Genomic DNA, 19,035 nt, shown 5'->3' on the forward strand with positions numbered 1-19,035 from the left:
GCGTCAGCAAGGTATACAGTTATGGGACTTTTTTTCGACATCCTTAGCGCCATTAATCATCCCAACCAGCAAGGCAGCGTCGAACAACTGAATATCATTGTAAGTGAGGCGCAACAGCTAGGCAGCAGCCACGGGTTCGATGATGCCATGCTCCAAACGCTGCTCTCGGTAGTAGGCGGTTTCTTGCAAACAGTCTTTCGGCAGTCTGCTGTGATCGGTAGTGTGGCTAGTGATGCGCTAGTTAGTCAGACAGTCAGCACATCCCATTACGATGCTGCCTCGCTGCCAGCATTTCTTACACCAGAGCGTCAGCAGCAGTTGCTTCAGGCTCTTGCCCAACGTACTGGCTTAAGTAACACGACGCTGCAAGCCGCACTGCCTGGTCTGGTTAAAGTGGCATTAGGGTTTCTCAATTTGGGAACGGGCACCTTCCGCACATCAGGAGCAAACCCTGTCCTGAAGTCATTTTTAATGACCGATCACAATGAGAATATTGATTTAGGGGAGGTCTTTAAATTTTCTAATCGCTTGCTGCATCCTTGACAAAACCAGCAGTCGCCTAGGCGCTGTAATCGGTAGCCTAAAACGGTAGGATGACTAGTAGCAACTGAAGTACCTGTAAGTTGAGGGGTGGATCGTCCTGCCATGTCTTTGCGAGAGCGTTTTAATATTTCTAGGCTAGCAATTCAGTATCCCTGGCTGACGCTAGGCTTCTGGATTGCCGTCTGTGTAGCAGGGTTGCTGGCTTTTAGCTCCCTCAAGTACGCCTTGTTTCCAGACGTTACCTTTCCGGTAGTAGTGGTTAATGCAACAGCTAGCATCCCTACAGCTCAGGAGACCGAAGCCCGACTTACGCAACCGATTGAGGAGACACTACAGCCCCTCGAAGCACAGGGATTAAATTCCGTGCGATCGTCTACCTATCCAGGACGATCGATTGTCAGCCTTTCCTTTGCGGTGGGCACCGATCTTGACGAATCGGTGGCGCGGGTTGAGACGGAGCTTAAAAAACTCAAATTACCTGACAACAGCACTTACAAGATTACTCCGGTCAACCTGAATGAGTCAGCCGTTGTCAGCTACGCGATCGAAAATCCCAAACAAACCTTGGCGCAGTTGACCACACTAGCACAGGAGCGTATTCTCCCCACGATTGCTCAGGTGCCGGGTGTCTTAAAGGTCAACTTGCTGGGCGTTCCGGCTGGAGCCACAGTCACTACACCCACTGCTAAACCAAATGTGGCAGAACAAGCCGTATTGAATGCAGGTTCATCGGCGGTGCGCTTTGGTGGTCGCGATGCGCTAGCGCTTGAAGTGGTGAAGCGTGGCGATGCGAATACGCTGGATGTGGTTAAAGCAGTGGACAATGCTGTTGTCCAGTTGCGATCGCAGCTACCAGAGGTGCAGGTCAATCTAGCTGCGACCCAGGCAGAGTATATTCGTGAGGCAACTGATTCGACCGTCGAGGCGCTAGGGCTAGCGATCATCCTCTCCGTTATTGTCATCTTTCCCTTTTTGTGGGATTGGAAAGCCACGTTGATTTCGGCACTGGCGATTCCGACTTCGCTCTTTGGCACTTTCATTGTGATGGCGCTCTTTGGCTTCAACCTGGAGACGATCACCTTGCTAGCGCTAGCACTTGTTGTCGGGATCATTGTGGATGACGCGATCGTCGATGTTGAAAACATTGCCCGTCACCTGGATGAAGGTGGCAAATCACCCCGGCAAGCGGCGATCGAAGCTACGGATGAAATTGGCTTGACGGTGGCAGCTGCTACCCTGACGATCGCGGCAGTCTTCCTACCTGTCGCTTTTATGCGGGGCGTAGTCGGGCAGTTCTTTCAACCCTTTGGCGTTACCGTCTCAGCGGCAGTGCTGATTTCGCTGCTGGTTGCCCGCACCCTCTCGCCACTGCTGGCGGTCTACTGGTTGCGACCACGACCCCAAAAACCATCGGAGCAGGGTTTGTCAGGGTTTGTCAACGCCTACCGCAAGCTGTTGCAATGGTCGTTGAGGCATCGAGCCATTGTCATCGGCATTGCTCTGTTGAGCTTTGTTGCTGGTTTGGCACTTATTCCCATCATCCCCAAAGGGTTCATTCCTAAGCTCGATCGGGGTGAGTTCAACATTACCTACACGGCTCCTTTACCTGCGATCGCGCTTAATCAAGCTGCATTGGCTCAGGCGGCACAGGCTCAAGCGGCTGGTGTGAAGCCAACCACGTTACCCCCTGGCGTAGACCCAGCCCTATTAGCAGCGGCACAGAAAGCACCCCCCATCAATCCACTTCAGGACTCTCTGGAAACAGCGAAAAAGCTAGAAGCCGTCGTGCTTCAGTCCCCTGAAGTCGAAAGTGTGTTTACAACGGTTGGCACTCGGCAGCAGCCCAATAAAGGCACGCTTTACGTCAAGCTGCGAGAAGGGCATACCGTTTCAACCACAGCGCTGCAAGATCAGTTCCGGCAGCAGTTGCCTGTGCTTAAGAACGTCACGACCAGCATCGAGGATATTCAATTTGTCGATACGGGTGGTGACAAACCGCTGCAAGTGGGGCTAATCGGTGATGATCCGCTGGTTCTCAGCCAGAGTGCTAAGACCATTAAAGAGCGGCTTGAAAAACTTCCTGGCTTTGCTGATGTGACAACCACTGGTGCTGCCAATACCGCAGATAGGATTGTTGAAATTGAGCGGCGCAATGCCCGTCGAGTAGCTTACGTCAGCGCCAATCTAGGAGAGAACATTGCGTTGGGTGATGCCACCGATCGCGCTGTGGCGATCGCCAACGAAGTTAAACCACCGTCCATATCACTCAATTTAGGCGGTGATTCAGCCAGGTTGGGCGAAATCTTCGGCAGTTTTGGCTTCACGCTGGGGCTAGCTGTGATTTGCGTACTGGCAGTCTTGGTGCTGCTGTTCCGCAGTTGGACTGATCCCCTTGCTATCATCTTCTCCCTACCGCTGTCGATCGTAGGTGCCTTGCTAGCTGCCCTCTTGACCCGCAGCGATTTTGGCATGATTTCCATCATCGGTATTATCTTTCTGCTGGGTTTGGTGAATAAAAGCGCCATTCTACTGGTGGACTATACTAACCAGCTTCGTCGTAGCGGACTCTCCCGCTCTGAAGCCATCCTTACAGCCGCGCCTGTTCGCCTGCGTCCCATTCTTATGACGACCGCTGCAACCATTCTAGGGATGCTGCCGATCGCTCTTGGTTTAGGAGCGGGAGCCGAATTACGCGCACCGATGGCGATCGCCATCATCGGCGGACTGATTACCTCTACCCTTCTAAGCTTGATCGTCGTGCCCGTAGTCTACGCGCTACTCGATGACCTGAGGCTTCGGCTCAAGGGAAAGCGTGAGAATTAAAGAAATTCCCATGAGTCATACCACCACAATTACAAGAACGACTTAATGCAAGCATTTGTTACAGGTGGAACGGGGTTTATTGGCGCGAATTTAGTGCGCTTATTGCTACAAGAAGGATATGCGGTGAAAGCGCTAGCTCGATCGGGCAGTCGCTTAGACAACCTGCAAGGATTAGATGTAGAAATCGTCAAAAGTGACCTGAATGATCCTGACCTGTGGCAGCGCATCAATGGCTGTCAGTTTATGTTTCATGTCGCAGCGCATTACTCGCTGTGGCAGACCGATCGCGATGCGCTCTACCAGAACAATGTGGTGGGTACGCGAAACATTCTGGCAGCAGCCCAGAAGGCAGGCGTGGAACGCACCGTATATACGAGTTCGGTGGCAGCGATCGGCGTAGGTGCATCTGGCAGTGCCGTGGATGAAACTCATCAAAGCCCCATGGAGAAATTGGTTGGGCACTACAAAAAATCTAAGTACCTAGCAGAGCAAGAAGCGGTAAAAGCTGTTCAAGCAGGACAAGATATTGTCATCGTTAACCCTAGCAGTCCGATCGGTCCCTGGGATATCAAACCGACACCCACAGGCGACATTATCTTGCGCTTTCTGCGTCGTCAGATGCCTGCCTATGTCGATACAGGGCTGAACTTTATCCATGTAAAAGATGTGGCTTGGGGGCATTTGTTAGCGTTGCAGAAGGGTAAGACAGGCGATCGCTATATCCTTGGCAATCAAAACCTTACTCTCAAGGAACTACTCGATCAGCTTGCTGCGCTTACCGGACAACCCGCACCCCAAAACGCTATTCCTGCCTGGATTCCCCTCACCGTTGCCTGGATTGATGAGCAGATTCTCGCGCCCCTCGGCAAAACCCCTTCCGTGCCACTGGATGGGGTGCGCATGGCACAGCAGCCCATGTATTACAATGCCGCCAAAGCCGTTCGCGAACTTGGGTTACCCCAAACCCCCCTATCTACAGCTCTGCGCGATAGCATAGAGTGGTTCGTAAAAAATAGTTACGTCAAGAAAGACTAGAGAAAAGCTAAAGGCTGAAAGCTAATTTTTTTATCTTTTAGACTTTATACTTCTCTTTTTCTCTTTCATCCGTGTTCCCGTTTTGAGGAGTGAAAAATGTATGGCAGTTCTTCTACAGCAGGCGATCGAAGTTGGTAAGTACGTTGTCACCCAGCGCTTGACGGGTCGCAAACGTTATCCGCTAGTGCTTATGCTGGAACCATTGTTTCGCTGCAATCTAGCGTGCCCTGGCTGCGGCAAAATTCAGCATCCAACCGATATTTTGGTGCAGAACTTAACCCCTGCCCAATGTTTTGCAGCAGTTGAGGAGTGCGGCGCACCCGTTGTCTCGATTCCTGGTGGCGAACCATTGCTCCATCCGCAAATTGATGAGATCGTGCGTGGCTTGGTGGAACGCAAGAAATACATTTACCTTTGCACAAATGGCATTTTGCTCGAAAAAAGCCTGAGCAAATTTACACCCTCGCCGTATCTCACCTTCAGCGTGCATTTAGATGGGTTGCGTGAGCATCATGACAAGTGTGTCGATCGCAAAGGCATTTTTGACATCGCGGTCAAAGCTATCAAAGCTGCCAAAGCCAAGGGATTCCGCGTCACAACCAATACCACGGTTTTTGAAGGCACCGATCCAAAAGAAATGCAGGACTTCTTCGATTTCATTGCCACGCTTGGCACTGATGGCATGATGATTTCTCCTGGCTATAGCTACGACTGGGCACCCGATCAAGAGCACTTCCTCAAGCGCGAACAGACCAAAGCGCTCTTCCGCGAAATTCTAGCGCCCCTCAAAGCAGGCAAAAAGAACTGGAACTTTAACCACAATCCTCTGTTTTTAGACTTCCTCACGGGTGAAAAAGACTATGAATGCACGCCTTGGGGCAGCCCTAGCTACAGTGTGCTTGGCTGGCAAAAGCCCTGCTATCTCTTGAACGAAGGGCATTATGAGACCTTCCAAGAGCTAATCGATCACACTGATTGGAGCAAATACGGGCGATCGAGTGGTAATCCTGAATGTGCTGACTGTATGGTGCATTGCGGCTACGAGCCTACTGCGGCTGTGGATGCCATGCAGCCACAAAATATGATGCGGGCGATCGGTAGCGTCTTTGGCATCGCAAACTAAGTTCACGTACTAGAACATTGCAAATACAAGACCCCCAGCCTCTTAAAAAGCCGGGGGTCTAAATCATTAGTAGTAACTTCTAACTGCGATCTTAATTAGTAAGATCCGTGGCTGCACGACCGGCAGCATCTCCAACTTGGTCAGCGGTTTTCTCAGCGCCTTTTGTATAACCTGACCCAAATTCTTTGAAGGCTTCGGCTGACTCTTTACCAATGCGCTTCACGCGCTCACCAGGATTGCCTTCTACTTTCTTAGCTTCGCGGTTCCACTGTCCGGTTGTCTTGGGTCGATCGGCGTCATTTTGCTGAATACTCTCGCGCAGCTTTGCAGGTAACGGCTGGTCGTTCTTTCCTATATCAACGTTGGTTGTCAGTAGTAGAAACCCGACTAAACCAGCAGCAAAAAACTGCTTTACCTGTAGTCCTTCTAACAAAGTACTGATGTGAGCGATCGCCCTAGAAATCAAATTTTTCATGCCATTACTCCAATAGTTCATTCTCAAACATTGCTGCTGTGATGTGTTTTGATTTGACTTAGAAGCTGCGATTTGCCTTGGTAAACCGTTAGCAATTGCGTATCGCATCAGCTCCAATAGGAATTGAGCAAGAAGTGGTTTATTCTTCTAAAAACCTATGCTCTTAAGCCAAGCCATATCCATAAGCACAAGGTTAAAGTTAACGCTCACGAGAGAACAATTCCTCTGACAAAAGTCATAGCTCAATGGTGAGAAAAGCTGTGAGTGGTGCAGATTATTAGTCATAACGTCAAGCCGCTTGCTGAACCATTTTCTTTAAGCAGGAAAGTAAGGCTATGGAGAAGCGTTACAACGGCAGACTATTTGCTGTCTCATGCTCAAACACTAAAAACGTCTATCAACACAAAGTTTCAAGGCATTTGCAGTGTGGCTTAATCACCCGGCTCTCGTTGCGATGACTGGGGTGCAAGGAGTGGCGGTTGCGGTGATGGGTTGGGGCTTTGCAAAACGGCAAGGGCGATCGACCAACCGACAACAAGACCTAGTCCACCAAAACGTACGATTTGCCAAAAGGGTTCTCGCAGGCTGCCCCAAGAAAACAGACGGCTCTCAAGCTTTACCTCTAGTGCATCGAGTTGTGTTTGCAGTTGGGTTAACTCGGCTTTGAGCGCGGGGGAGGGAGACCGCTGGATCTGCTGCTTCAGTTGCTTCTGGTGTTCTTGAAGCTGTGCCTGCGTTTGCTCATCCTGTTGCACCTGCATGTAACGCTCTTTGAGGCCAGTCAGCGATCGCTCAATGGCAGCTAGCTCCTGCTCAAACGTTTGTGCATCCGATAACGGCACATCCTTATCAGAGCTGGAGGCAGAATCAGGCGATGGTGGGGGCAACGACATAACAGCAGTAGTAGAGTGGAGATACCCTTGATTATGCCCACGATCGTCGTAACCCTATGCCCGATACGTCTCTTTCTGCTACGTCATCCCAGGTCACTAGTGCTGACCGAGGTAACTTGAGCGCATTTAGCGCTGCCGAACTGGCTCAAGCATTGCTAGAAAAACTTGCGATCGCCGAACGAGACTGGCATCGCCTCAAGTCAAACCGCAAAGTCCGTGCTAATGAGCAAGCCGCTGCCGCGATCGTCTTCCTGCTTAAAGACCAACCCGATGAAGCTTTGCCGCGGCTCCAGCAAGCGGTTGCATGGCTTGATCGATCGATTTCGGCACCACCCTGCCCCTCTCATGGCGATCGGGCAAAGCGGGAGGAGTAGAAGGCTAGCCTATAAACAGATCTTGGGCAGGAGTTGCACTGCCATAGCCTTGAGAGCTGCTCCAGGATCAAGGGTTAGTCTTTCTAGCATTTAGTTACCTAGGCTACAACCACTCCTAATGGAGAACGAGCTAGAATCGAGTCGAAATCTAGTCGCAATTAACGTGACGAGAATGACTAGCAGACTTCAATCTTCCTATACCAGCCAGCAGGTATCTGTCTGGCTACGTGGGCTTTTAACAATCGCTTGGGCTGATGGACATTTCGACCCACAGGAGCAACATCTGATTACTTCACTTGTCAACCAGGAACTCAATGCCGCCGACACCTCAAAGGCATTAGAGCCTGTTTCACCCGCCGAGCTTGCAGAAGCGCTTGGGCACGACTCTGCTTTAGCCGAAAACTTCATGAGAATGGCTGTTATGGTAGCCATTGCTGACGGTGCCTACTCATCTTGCGAGGACGAAATACTCTTTCAGTACTGCCAAGCACTTGGATTAAACACAGAGGTGTTAGAAGTCCTTCGCACAACCTTAAATGAGCCAGAAAGTGAGTCAGAAGCTGCACCAGCAGAGGCAATGCTTGTGTCTAGTGGCGAACGACCGATGCAGGCTTACCTTGACCTAAAACCGCAGCCAACGTTGCTGAATCCCGTGCGCGATTGGTTGGATAAAATGGAGGTGCAAGATCCAAAAATTGCACGTCTTCTCTGTAAGCTGATTCCGCCTCAGTGCCCGTTTGAGCGTGACATTAATTTCTTTGGTCGTACGATCGCTCATATCCCACCGCTTTGCAAACTCAACCCTCTTTACGATCAACTAGTTGGCTTGCGCTTTCGGGCGCTCTCTTATTTAGCTGACGATTGCGGCGAAGACATCTCCGCTTATTGCTAGCTGATTAGCTCACAAAGCTCCAGAGCAAGCCCCCTGTACCACAGAGTAGAAGCAGCCCCATGCCACCCGCAAGAGGCTGCTTTTTTATTCCGGTTAACCATTCAGAGCCGCGATCAGTGTAGCGAATGAGTTGAGCCGTATCAAGGCTTGCCATACCCCAGACCCAACCTGCATGAAGCCCACAGGCTAGTCCTAGGCTGCCACCGTCTGCCCAACGAGCAATGACTAAGACCACTCCCATGAGCCAAAGCCCAGGTAACTGAGGTGCAATCTCCGTACCTTCCCAAACTAAGTGAAGCAACGCAAAAATGAGGCTAGAGCTAGCTGCTGCAACCCAGGCAGCATATTCAAGCTGTAGCTGGTTAAGCAGGAAGCCGCGAAAGATTAATTCTTCAATCAGACTGATTAGCAGCCCCAGCGCAAGGGTAGGTAAAAGAGCGGCAACAAATTGGCGTTGGTTTGACTGCTCGATTTCGATCCACCCAGCCCAACGTTCAAGGCTAAATAAAAGTGCAATACCCAGAATGCCTAATCCTAGTCCCAGTAGTAATGAGCTGAAGGTCGATCGCGCCAGTACAAGACCATATGCAGCAAAGGTACGCCCTTCAAGCTTCGCAAAGCCCCATAAAACGAGTGGTGCCAGCAAGTAAAGCGATAGAACCAGCGGAATTTTTTGAGCAATCGCCAGTGGCTTGGGAGGATGCCATTTCAGGCTAATTGCTAAGGGGATTGCAATCGGCAACCAAAGCAAAAGCCAAGCCACAAAAAAAGCGATGATTTTAACCACCGCCGAACTTGCTGCGATCACATCTAGCAAGGCATCTACTGGTTGAAATTGTTCAGACATTGGGCTCAAAACTTGCTACCAACAGGCACAATCATAGTTTTTCAGCATTTTCCAAGCAAAGACATTTCACTTGTTCCAGGCGATCGCGCTGCACCCGTTCATTCTAATTCGAGTGAATTTGGCTCTAGTTTGGCTCTCATCTAGCTCCAGCAAAAGAAGTGCCAAAAACCTTCAGGAACAAAAATACAGTCCTACGTTGCTTAAAGAACAATAAATCCTAGCAAGAACTCCAACGGATAACAGACAAAGATGTTATCGACTAGAGTTCTTGCTTAGAGAAGCGATCAGGCAACACAGTAGTGAAGCCACACAGTTTTCGTGGTTAAGTTTTAAGAACAGGAGCAGATAATACTACTCCATGCACTAATTCATCATTCAGAGAAGCATCTGAATTTCTATTAGGCTTCGTCATGAAAACCATTACTTTCACCCTTGCCAGCATCAAGCTGAATTAGATGAATGTGCTTGTAGCCAAGCTTAATCTCAAACTCATCTCCGGGCTTTAACCCCATTGCTTGAGTATAAGCAGCACCAATGACAATCTGACCGTTTTTGTGAACACTTACTCGATACGTTGGCTCGCGACCGCGACCATCCTTAGAGCCTTCAGGACTCAACGGAATACCTCTAGCGCCAAGTACAGCGTCGTAGAAATCAGTTAGGTTAACGCGGGTCTGGTTGTTTTTCGTTACCGTATAGTACCCGCAGCGCTTTGCTGTTTCTCGGCGCGGCAAGTGTGAAAGTTCTTTTACTTTTTGAAGTAGGGCTTTTCCAGTAAGTGGAGTCGTTGCAGTATCAGTCATCTCTCTATCCTGAGAACTCCAAGGCATTGAAGCATGATTAAACCAGTAATCTGGCGCTATAGAAAATATAGCCTTAAATCACTTAAACCTAACAATATTTTTTTTGCAGTTTTAGTATTATTTTTTTGCTTTGTTTTGCCGCTTTTCGTGTAGGTAGATCAGTTGCAGAGGATGTCTTAAAAGTCAGAATCGTTTTCTTACAGCTTGCGTTCCGCAGCATTGAAAGTTATGTTGCACGTCGGCTGCTTCCCACAACACCCCTGACATTTTAGAAAGGCAGAAGCATTCCTGAAGTGTTAGATCAAAGTTCAGCCATTCGCTAAGTTTCTTTTCTAGATCTCGTGCTGCTCTTATAGAGACACTTCATAAGCAGCATGAAGAATGGAGCGTAGCTCAGACAACCTTTAAAGAAGGGTGACATTGAAACTTTAGTCGCTTGAATCGCGCTGCGCCCTACTTACTAAGTTTCATCAGTAGGGCACGATCGCATAGGCTACTCCTGCCTGACTTAACCCAGGTAACTGCTGCCCGTCTTGTTTTGGATGTGTTTTCTGTTAAAAGCCAGACCGATGTTGAAGTGAGATTAAGAGCCAAAGCTAGATTGTCAACCGAAAGCAAGTAATACATTTAGCAGCGCCACGATCGAGCAAAACCATCCTTTGGGCGGTTGCGTTAATGCCATATATTAGGACACCAAAAAAATTGTTCTTGCACCAGGTTGAACTTTTTAGCGCTTCCTATCGTCTAACACTACGTACATGAAGTTCATCAGCTAAATGATTGCATACCAGTCACCTGTAGCGGCATATTCGCCCCCGATCGTTGCTACTGCGCCTACCTTTTTGCCTCGTACTGCGTTAGCGATCACTGCTAAAAATATTGGCATGACCTTTCAATCTGGTGCCGAACGCTATCAAGCCCTTAAGCAGATTGACCTGGAGCTAAAGCATGGCGAAATGCAGCTTTTGATGGGTCCCTCTGGGTCAGGGAAGACGACGTTGCTGTCCATTTTGGCAGGCATCATGACTCCTACTGAAGGCAGCGTTCATCTGTTAGGGCAGGAGATTACAGGTTTATCGCGATCGAAACTAGCGCGGTTTCGTTTAGAAAACATTGGCTTTATCTTTCAAGGCTTTAACCTGTTTCCAGCCCTCACTGCGCTCGAAAATGTAGAAGTGGCTTTGCATATCAAAGGCATTCGTAAACACGCCGCCACGAAGCAGGCACACGTATTGCTAGAGCAAGTGGGATTGGCAGAAAAAGCCCACCAATTACCCCGTGACTTATCGGGCGGGCAAAAACAACGGGTGGCAATCGCACGGGCGCTAGGCGGCGAACCAAAGCTGATTATGGCAGACGAGCCAACAGCCGCCTTAGATTCTCATAACGGCTATGCGGTGATCGAACTGCTGCATCGGTTAGCAAAAGAGCAAAACCGCACAGTGCTGATGGTGACACATGATCCACGGATCATTGACTTTGCCGATCGTGTCGTTAATCTTGAAGATGGCACAGTCAAAGAAAAGGATTTTTGAAGCATCGCTTGTCTTTGCAGCCCAGATCTAAAAAGTAGAGTAAATAGATCTGTTTAAGCGGAGAATGAAAGCGCAGTAAGCAAGGTGTCTAGGCAATGCGTTTAAGCCTTTGCATGATTGTGCGCGATGAAGAAGCAACGCTACGCCGTTGTCTAGACAGTGTACGAGGCGTGGTCGATGAGATGATCGTCGTCGATACTGGCTCCCGCGATCGCACCATTGCGATTGCCAAAGACTGCAAGGCAAGCGTGTATCCCTTTACCTGGTGTAATGACTTTGCGGCTGCCCGTAACGAGTCGCTTAAGTATGCCCAAGGCGACTGGATTCTAGTGCTTGATGCCGATGAGGTGCTGGTGCCAGAGAGCGTGCCAGCACTACAACAAGCCATGCAATTGGATGATGCGATCGCCATTGCCCTTTTGCGAGAAGAAGTCGGCACCCATCATCCCGACTCACAGCTTTCTCGCGTGTTTCGCAGGCATCCGGCGATCGCCTTTACCCGCCCCTATCACGAATTGATTGACGACAGCGTGACTCGGTTGCTGCAACAAGAGCCACACTGGCGGGTCGTTGCCTTACCAGACATTGCTATTCGGCACACAGGTTACCAGACAGCGTTGATTGATCAGCGTCACAAGGTCGAGCGTGCCCGCACTATCATGGAGCGCTACCATACTGCTCATCCTGACGATGCGTACATTTGCAGTAAGCTAGGGGCGCTCTACATCGATTTGGGCGATCGGGTACGCGGGTTAGCCCTACTGCAAAAGGGTTTGGAGACTGCGGCTGAAGCGGCAGTGCTATACGAATTGCATTATCACTTGGGAAGCTTCTACGGTCAGCAGCAACAGTTAGACCAGGCAGCATGGCACTACGAAGCAGCGATCGCTCAACCATTACATCCACGCTTGCAGTTAGGCGCTTACAACAACTGGGGCAACGTCCTGAAAGATCAGGGCGATCTGGAGAAAGCAAAAGCGCTCTATGAAACCACGATCGCGATCGACCCAACTGGTGCCGTTGGTTATTACAACCTGGGCTTGACGCTCAAAGCAATGGGGCAGCTACAGGAGGCGATCGTACAGTATCAGCGCGCCATTCAACTCCAGCCTAGCTACGCCGCAGCGCACCAAAACCTGGGCGTGGCGCTACTTAAAGTGGGCAATGTGGTAGCCAGCCTAGAGGCATTTCAACAGGCGATCGCGCTCTACGAACAACAGCAAGCGCCAGAAGCCGCGCACCTACGGGACGCACTCAAGCAGATGGGACTTCTCGGTTCGCTGTGACGGGTTCTGCAACGGATGAAGGCTTACTCGTAATGAGCACCCAAATGTCCGTCCTACCATTGCTTCAGTACCCTTGCTGACCCTGTAGAAACCAGGGCTTTGAGAGTTGTTTGCAGCTTTAAGTAGGAAGGCTAAATTACGCATCAGAAACCGGGTTTCAACTGCGTTCAACCCGCCGACATACAGGACTGAGAGCTTGAGACTTCGGCATGAGTGCTCAGTCGAACGTGAAGTCGAAAGGCGTCTTATCAATCATTACGCCCAGCTACTTAGAGAAAGATGGCGAAGCAAGACCTACGCACATAGAACTGAGTCGCAATGCAGCAGCGATTCTAAAAGAGTTGTTTGGTGAACAGCGTACGCCTTGGGCTTACAGCTTAAGGTGTCGCAGCAGCTGGTTCTGTCTTGGCAACTTCTATATCGTCACCTTCATTCAACCGTTCTAGGTCCTGTTCAGTTAAATGAGGCGTACTCACCTCTTCTTGAATGCAAAGGCGATCGCACGGAATGGTATCAGACAGGATTGCGCTTGCCATCATGCCGGTATGAATTTCCAGATGAGCGGCTGGAATTGCTTCAAACACCAACCGCTGCCCTGGAAACACAACCCGCTCAAAATACCAGTTAGTAACATTGCTGATGCGAGCAATCTGAATATGGCTCGTGGCATTCACATAGCAGCAAAGAATTGGGTTATCGCTATGCGATGGTAATGGATCGAAGATTTGAGCCATAAAAAAGACCCATACCGAAACTAGAGGGACTCTGTTGAACGTACCATTCTGTGATCCCCTTCGCTGTAAAGACGATTACCAATAAGCTAGCTGACGAAGATATCTACCAAAAGGTACAGATTGGCGATCACGATGGGCAGATTTAAGCAAGCCTGATGGGCTCAAACAACCATCTAATCGCATTTGCGAGAAGATTTTCTAGTCTAGAGCAAAGACAAAGCGATCGCGCTACAGGTACAAAGGCAGCTGGTTTTTCTGTGCCTTGCTTTGAAAATGTCCATGCAGCAAAAGAAAGTCAGTGGTATCGTAAAGTTATATGAAAATCTTTTTCATAATTCATCTCGCCCGGGTTCCCAAGCATTTAGCAAGCCGTTAAATATCTGCAAACGGTTGTCTGGAGGATGGCTTCATAGCGAATGCTCTCCTTTACCAACACAGATGTTTGCACAATGGTTCTTCAAGGTGCTTTCACCCAGTTAGACCGATCGCTTTTACGTTAAGAACTCGCTTGCTCATGGATAACCGGATTCTCTACGTTCGTCTCCCCTGCAACCCGATTTTTCCGATCGGCGTCATCTATCTTGCCGATCATGTTCATAAGCAATTTCCAGCCGTTGAGCAGCGTCTTTTTGACCTGGGAACAGTGCCACCGCTGGATTATGCTTCGGCGCTGGACACCTGTATTGATGAATTTAAACCTAGCCTGCTGGTTTTCTCCTGGCGCGACATTCAGATCTACGCTCCGGTAGGCGGACGGGGCGGCAATCCACTTCAGCACACGTTCGAGTTTTACTATGCACGCAATCTTTTAGTGAAGCTGCGTGGTGCGATCGGGTTATTACGGGTCGCACAGGGTTACTATGGCGAACTCTGGCGTAACCTGGGCTTGATCAAGCGCGGCATGAAACGGGCAAGAAGATATAATCCGGCTGTGCGAGCGGTGGTGGGTGGTGGTGCGGTCAGTGTGTTTTATGAGCAGCTTGGACGTAGCTTGCCCAAAGGCACGATCGTGTCTGTAGGTGAAGGCGAAGCACTGTTAGAGAAACTGCTGCGCGACAAAGATTTTCTGGACGAACGATGCTACGTCGTTGGTGAAACAACAGCCCGCGATCGCATGATCCATGAAGTGCCCACACCAATTGAGAAAACTGCCTGCGACTATAGCTACATCGAAACAATCTGGTCAGAGTTTGACTACTACTTACAGGCACAAGACTTTTATGTCGGTGTGCAAACAAAACGTGGGTGCCCACACAACTGCTGCTACTGCATTTACACCGTTATTGAGGGCAAGCAGGTACGCATCAACCCAGCAGAGGAAGTGGTTGCCGAAATGCGCCAACTGTACGATCGCGGAATGCGTAACTTCTGGTTTACCGATGCTCAATTAATTCCAGCCCGCAAGTATATTGATGATGTGGCTGAACTGTTGCAAAAGGTGCTGGATGCCGGAATGTCAGACATTCACTGGGCAGCATATATTCGGGCAGATAATCTTACGCCCGCCTTGTGCGACTTGATGGTGAAGACGGGCATGAACTACTTTGAAATCGGCATTACTAGCGGATCTCAGGAACTTGTTCGCAAAATGCGGATGGGCTATAACCTGAGAACAGTGCTGGAAAACTGCCGCGATTTAAAAGCGGCTGGTTTCAACGATGTGGTCTCGGTCAACTATTCCTTTAACGTGATTGACGAGCGCCCAGAGACCATTCGGCAGACGATCGCTTATCACCGAGAGCTAGAGCGCATCTTTGGTGCTGACAAAGTTGAGCCAGCCATTTTCTTTATCGGCTTACAGCCTCATACCCATCTAGAAACCTATGCCTTCGCCCAGAATATTTTGAAGCCAGGCTATGATCCGATGAACATCACCCCCTGGACAGTCAGAAAGCTGCTTTGGAACCCAGAACCACTTGGCTCTTTGTTTGGTGAAGTTTGCCTCCAGGCATGGCAGCAGAATCCCAATGACTTTGGGCGTGAGGTCATGGCAATTCTGGAACAGCGGTTGGGGCGAGCCGAGTTAGAAACAGCCCTGACGGCTCCGATCTCGCCTGCCAAACCCCTAGCGCTTTCTACGTCCTCTTGAGTTGGATCACGTTAAGTTCTGTTTCAGGGCATACCACCATTCCATCGCTGAGTTTACATCCACCTTGTTACTATCCCAACCGTCTCACTTGCAATGCTAGAAGGTTCAATTCTCCAAGAGTTAGGCACTAATCATCAGGCTGGTCACCCTGGCAAACAGCCACTTAACTTTGGCGTTTACTACAAAAATACGCTAGTAGCGCTCTGTCATGCCCTCGAAGACTGCATTCTAACCAGCAGCAGTCAGCCATTGGTTGTGACTGCTTTTCAGCGTGGTAAGTGGTATTTGCAAGAAGCCGATCGCTACGCCGATTTGGCAGAGCGATCGCAGCAGATTGTGATCATGGCAGCGCCGGAAGGGGGCTTTGCCGAGCATCCCACTAGCCAAAAGGCGAACGTGGAGCTGGTCAGTCTTGATCCAGACGATCCAGTGTCACAAGAGTGGCATTTGATTATTTTTGCTCCGACCTATGCAGCCATGGTGTTGTGCCAGGAGTTGTCAGACGCTGATTATGGTGCACAAGGACAACCCACACAGGATTTGGAACGCAAATTCTACGGTTTCTGGACGTTTGAGAGCAATCTAGTACAGGAGACGATTGAACTGTCGATCGCCCACATCCAGCGCTACGATGCGGCTCTCGCTGCAAAGCTAACCGCGCAAATGGAAGCCATTGCAGCAGCACAGACCGAGAAACGAGATGATCTGGGTCCCATCGTTGTACGTGTAGTGGACTACTTGCAAGAAGGTCAAACCGCACTCAGCGCACAAATCAACGCTTACGATGCGGAACGGCTCCAGCGTGACCCTCTGGACAACAATCTGATCTCCAACGAAGTGCAGGCATTTCTCCGGATGGCGCAGTTGACTGATCAAGCAGATGCCACCAATTCTACGGCTGCTGCTGAGGTGGCATCACTGGCAGAAGCGATCGGGCAACTGTTGGATTTACCCGTTTGGCAACTGCATCGTCTCAAGCTAGCAGGCTTACTGCACCGCCTTGCACCCTTGCAAGCGACAGAAACAGTTTTAAGTCCCGGCAGTTTTGGGCGCTACGGGGATGACGGTGCCCTCAGCACTGCGCCAAGCTGTCCCTTAGTGCCTGGAGCACAGGTTCTGCGGACGATGCCTCAACTGCGGGCAATCGCCACAATCATCACACACTTGACTGAATGCTGGAACGGTTCTGGTCAACCCGCTGGGCTAGCTGGAGACGAAATTCCACTGGAGTCGAGAATTCTTGGGCTGGCAGCAGAGTTTCAGCAGCGCCTGGTAAAACTTCGCACCGCCATCACCGATACCCATACACCCTTGAGCCAAGATGAATGTATGACGAAAGCGCTGACTGACTGCCAACAGCAGCAGGGCGATCGTTGGGATCCTAAACTGGTCGATGCCCTGGCATTACTGGTTAACGGTTTTCAACAGGGGTTAGACCTATCAGTTAGCGTACCGAAAATTTCTGCTGGACTTTGGCTGATCGACTCTCACTATGGTGATGATTTATTTAAGGCAGTTAGTGAAGTTGAAGGTAAACGCTAAAAAGCGAAAGGCAGAAGTAACTTAACGCTCAAAACTGCTCTTTCAGCCTCCGCTTTTCTCCTGCTTCCGCTTCTCTCCCTGCTCCACACTCTCTATACTTCACTCCCTCCCCCTCCTCAATGAACATTGACGCAATTCGCTCTGGTAAGGTAAAACAGCTTTCGGGTGCTGACCTGGAAGACGAAGATTTGTCTGGGCAGAACCTTCAAGGTGTAAACCTGGCAGGGGCACGGCTCATTGGTACCGATCTCAGCCGAGCCAATTTGGCTGGGGCATCGTTGGATGGTGCAAATATGGTTGGTTGTCAACTAGTTGCTGCCAATGTGAGAGCGAGTCTTGTCGGCGCTAACCTGATGCAGGCTAATTTAACTGAAGCTGATCTACGCGGCAGCAATCTGCGAGGTGCAAACCTAATGCGGGCAAGCGTGAGCCGAGCCTCGTTCGCTGGGGCATTTCTCAGCGGTGCTAACTTGATGGGTGTCAACTTGCAAGGCGTCGATTTGCGGGGAGCTGATTTACGCGGTGCAAACCTGAGCGGTGCAAATTTGCATGGTGCCAACCTCAGTCAGGTTGATTTACAAGGAGCCCTATTGAATGAAGCTAACCTTGAGGAAGCTGATCTCAAGGGCGCGAATCTAGCTGGAGCTAGCCTGTGTGGGGCAAACCTGCTATGTGCTGAGTTAGAGAATGCCAATCTGGATGGAGTAAACTGTGCTGATGCGTGTCTGGTCGGTACGAATCTTGATCGAACGGTCAATCGTCTCGATTTGAAGCTGGCTCTGAAGCAGCCTGAAATCGCTTTAAAGCAGCCTGAGACGGAGCCTTCTTACCGCCCAACTCTGTAGATTGCAGCCTTCAGGTTTTGGGCGTTCTAGTAAGATAGACCTTCCTGTAGAATGACCTGAATTGTGCGATCGCACTGCAAACGCGAAACGAATGAATGTAACTCAACTAAACAGCGCGTTTACGCTCTTTCTGAGTCTGCTGGTAGAAGCTGTTCCCTTTTTGCTCCTGGGGGTCTTGTTTTCGGGCTTGTTGCTTTTCTTTATTGATGAGCGCAAACTGGTAAGCTGGATGCCCAAAAATCCCTTCTTAGGAGCCTTAGCCGGTAGCTGCGTTGGCTTTCTGTTTCCCGTATGCGAATGTGGCAATGTGCCTGTTGCACGACGGTTGCTGATGCAAGGTGCGCCGTCTCCTGTGGCAATCGGCTTTCTTCTAGCAGCACCGACGATTAACCCGATCGTCTTCTGGGCAACATGGACAGCTTTTCGTGACCAGCCAGAGATTGTCTTTATGCGCATTGGCTTTTCGCTGGCGATCGCGACCATTATTGGTTGGGTCTTTAGTGCTCAGGCAGATTTGCGCCCCTTGTTGCAGCCTGCAGTAGCACGGGCAATGCCTGGAAAAAGAGCGAAGGGAGAGGGGAGAGGGGAAGAACTGGGACTGAGAGGCGCAACATGGAATGAGCCGCAAGTCTCAACAGCACCACTGTTGCAGTCAGGAACGTATTTTTTGGGTCAGTCAGCGCAGCCGTTGCGGCTTGACACAGCAGAGCTACAGGCGAGAATGTTGGGAGCCAATACAGCCGACAAACCCCTATCCCACAAGCTGTTGCTGCTGTTGGAAAATACAGTGCAGGAGCTACGAGAACTAGGCGGTGTTTTGGTTTTGGGGAGCGCGATCGCGGCTATCGTTCAGGTCTTTGTGCCTCGCGATATCATCCTCAACCTGGGTCAAAGCCCCGTCACCTCGATTCTTGCCATGATGCTTTTGGCAGCCGTTGTCTCTATTTGCTCGACCGTCGATTCGTTTTTCGCCCTCTCGTTTGCCTCCACTTTTACCAGCGGTTCGCTTCTAGCCTTCCTCGTCTTTGGACCCATGATCGACCTCAAGGGCGTGGGCTTGATGCTGTCGATTTTCAAAGCGAGGGCTGTTTTCTACCTGTTTGCTCTGGCGGCTCTATTGACCTTTTTGTTTACGCTGCTTGTGAACCTGTATGTGAGCTAATCCAGAAGTCAGCAGCTAAACCTTGAAAGGCGAA

The 19,035-nt window shown here is 50.2% G+C and carries 17 protein-coding genes; 12 read left to right on the forward strand and 5 right to left on the reverse strand.

Going from position 1 to position 19,035, the window contains the following annotated elements:
- The first annotated feature begins 21 nt into the window (after window positions 1-21).
- From H6F76_RS27615 to hpnH, 4 genes are all read left to right on the forward strand, one after another.
- Window positions 22-543 carry a DUF937 domain-containing protein gene (locus H6F76_RS27615; RefSeq protein WP_190513157.1) on the forward strand — a complete coding sequence of 174 codons (522 nt, stop codon included), beginning with the start codon at window positions 22-24 and terminating at the stop codon, window positions 541-543.
- Between the two features lie 102 nt (window positions 544-645).
- Window positions 646-3,366 carry an efflux RND transporter permease subunit gene (locus H6F76_RS27620; protein ID WP_190513158.1) on the forward strand — a complete coding sequence of 907 codons (2,721 nt, stop codon included), beginning with the start codon at window positions 646-648 and terminating at the stop codon, window positions 3,364-3,366.
- Window positions 3,367-3,411: 45 nt separating this feature from the next.
- Entirely contained in the window at window positions 3,412-4,401 is a 990-nt protein-coding gene (gene hpnA, locus H6F76_RS27625; protein ID WP_190513160.1) for a hopanoid-associated sugar epimerase, read from the forward strand.
- 100 nt (window positions 4,402-4,501) lie between these two features.
- Complete coding sequence (gene hpnH / locus H6F76_RS27630; protein ID WP_190446261.1) at window positions 4,502-5,524, forward strand: adenosyl-hopene transferase HpnH; 1,023 nt, start codon at window positions 4,502-4,504, stop codon at window positions 5,522-5,524.
- Window positions 5,525-5,615: 91 nt separating this feature from the next.
- Here hpnH and H6F76_RS27635 read toward each other — a convergent pair whose 3' ends face one another.
- A complete protein-coding gene (locus H6F76_RS27635) occupies window positions 5,616-5,999 on the reverse strand; it encodes a hypothetical protein (RefSeq protein ID WP_190513163.1) in 384 nt (127 codons plus the stop codon).
- 431 nt (window positions 6,000-6,430) lie between these two features.
- Window positions 6,431-6,892, reverse strand: a complete 462-nt coding sequence (locus tag H6F76_RS27640) for a hypothetical protein (RefSeq protein ID WP_199322536.1) — start codon at window positions 6,890-6,892, stop codon at window positions 6,431-6,433.
- A gap of 56 nt (window positions 6,893-6,948) precedes the next feature.
- Here H6F76_RS27640 and H6F76_RS27645 point away from each other — a divergent pair, with 56 nt between their 5' ends.
- Window positions 6,949-7,266, forward strand: coding sequence for a DUF6439 family protein (locus H6F76_RS27645; RefSeq protein ID WP_190513165.1), 318 nt, complete (start codon window positions 6,949-6,951; stop codon window positions 7,264-7,266).
- Window positions 7,267-7,384: 118 nt separating this feature from the next.
- Window positions 7,385-8,158 carry a Mo-dependent nitrogenase C-terminal domain-containing protein gene (locus H6F76_RS27650; RefSeq protein ID WP_277881291.1) on the forward strand — a complete coding sequence of 258 codons (774 nt, stop codon included), beginning with the start codon at window positions 7,385-7,387 and terminating at the stop codon, window positions 8,156-8,158.
- 4 nt (window positions 8,159-8,162) lie between these two features.
- Here the strand turns inward: H6F76_RS27650 and H6F76_RS27655 are convergent, their stop codons facing one another.
- A complete protein-coding gene (locus H6F76_RS27655; protein WP_190513169.1) occupies window positions 8,163-9,005 on the reverse strand; it encodes a CPBP family intramembrane glutamic endopeptidase in 843 nt (280 codons plus the stop codon).
- 398 nt (window positions 9,006-9,403) lie between these two features.
- Window positions 9,404-9,808 (reverse strand): AbrB family transcriptional regulator, encoded by a 405-nt coding sequence (locus tag H6F76_RS27660; RefSeq protein WP_190446256.1) that lies wholly within the window; start codon window positions 9,806-9,808, stop codon window positions 9,404-9,406.
- Window positions 9,809-10,692: 884 nt separating this feature from the next.
- Here H6F76_RS27660 and H6F76_RS27665 point away from each other — a divergent pair.
- Both H6F76_RS27665 and H6F76_RS27670 read left to right on the forward strand, forming a co-directional pair.
- Entirely contained in the window at window positions 10,693-11,343 is a 651-nt protein-coding gene (locus H6F76_RS27665; RefSeq protein ID WP_199322545.1) for an ABC transporter ATP-binding protein, read from the forward strand.
- A gap of 95 nt (window positions 11,344-11,438) precedes the next feature.
- A complete protein-coding gene (locus H6F76_RS27670) occupies window positions 11,439-12,629 on the forward strand; it encodes a glycosyltransferase (RefSeq protein ID WP_190513173.1) in 1,191 nt (396 codons plus the stop codon).
- 377 nt (window positions 12,630-13,006) lie between these two features.
- Here the strand turns inward: H6F76_RS27670 and H6F76_RS27675 are convergent, their stop codons facing one another.
- Window positions 13,007-13,363, reverse strand: coding sequence for a DUF1830 domain-containing protein (locus tag H6F76_RS27675; RefSeq protein ID WP_190513176.1), 357 nt, complete (start codon window positions 13,361-13,363; stop codon window positions 13,007-13,009).
- 514 nt (window positions 13,364-13,877) lie between these two features.
- On the opposite strand from H6F76_RS27675, the gene H6F76_RS27680 reads away from it, so the two are divergent.
- The 4 genes from H6F76_RS27680 (at window position 13,878) to H6F76_RS27695 (ending at window position 19,001) form a co-directional block, all read left to right on the forward strand.
- The gene (locus H6F76_RS27680; RefSeq protein ID WP_190513178.1) at window positions 13,878-15,452 is read left to right on the forward strand and encodes a photosystem II high light acclimation radical SAM protein; all 1,575 of its coding nucleotides are present in this window, start codon (window positions 13,878-13,880) and stop codon (window positions 15,450-15,452) included.
- A 93-nt stretch (window positions 15,453-15,545) separates the two neighbouring features.
- Entirely contained in the window at window positions 15,546-16,994 is a 1,449-nt protein-coding gene (locus H6F76_RS27685; protein WP_190513180.1) for a DICT sensory domain-containing protein, read from the forward strand.
- Window positions 16,995-17,113: 119 nt separating this feature from the next.
- The gene (locus H6F76_RS27690; protein WP_190446250.1) at window positions 17,114-17,839 is read left to right on the forward strand and encodes a pentapeptide repeat-containing protein; all 726 of its coding nucleotides are present in this window, start codon (window positions 17,114-17,116) and stop codon (window positions 17,837-17,839) included.
- Window positions 17,840-17,930: 91 nt separating this feature from the next.
- Entirely contained in the window at window positions 17,931-19,001 is a 1,071-nt protein-coding gene (locus tag H6F76_RS27695; protein ID WP_190513182.1) for a permease, read from the forward strand.
- Window positions 19,002-19,035 lie beyond the last annotated feature (34 nt).

It is taken from the genome of Leptolyngbya sp. FACHB-321, assembly GCF_014695975.1.
Classification (GTDB): domain Bacteria; phylum Cyanobacteriota; class Cyanobacteriia; order Leptolyngbyales; family Leptolyngbyaceae; genus Stenomitos.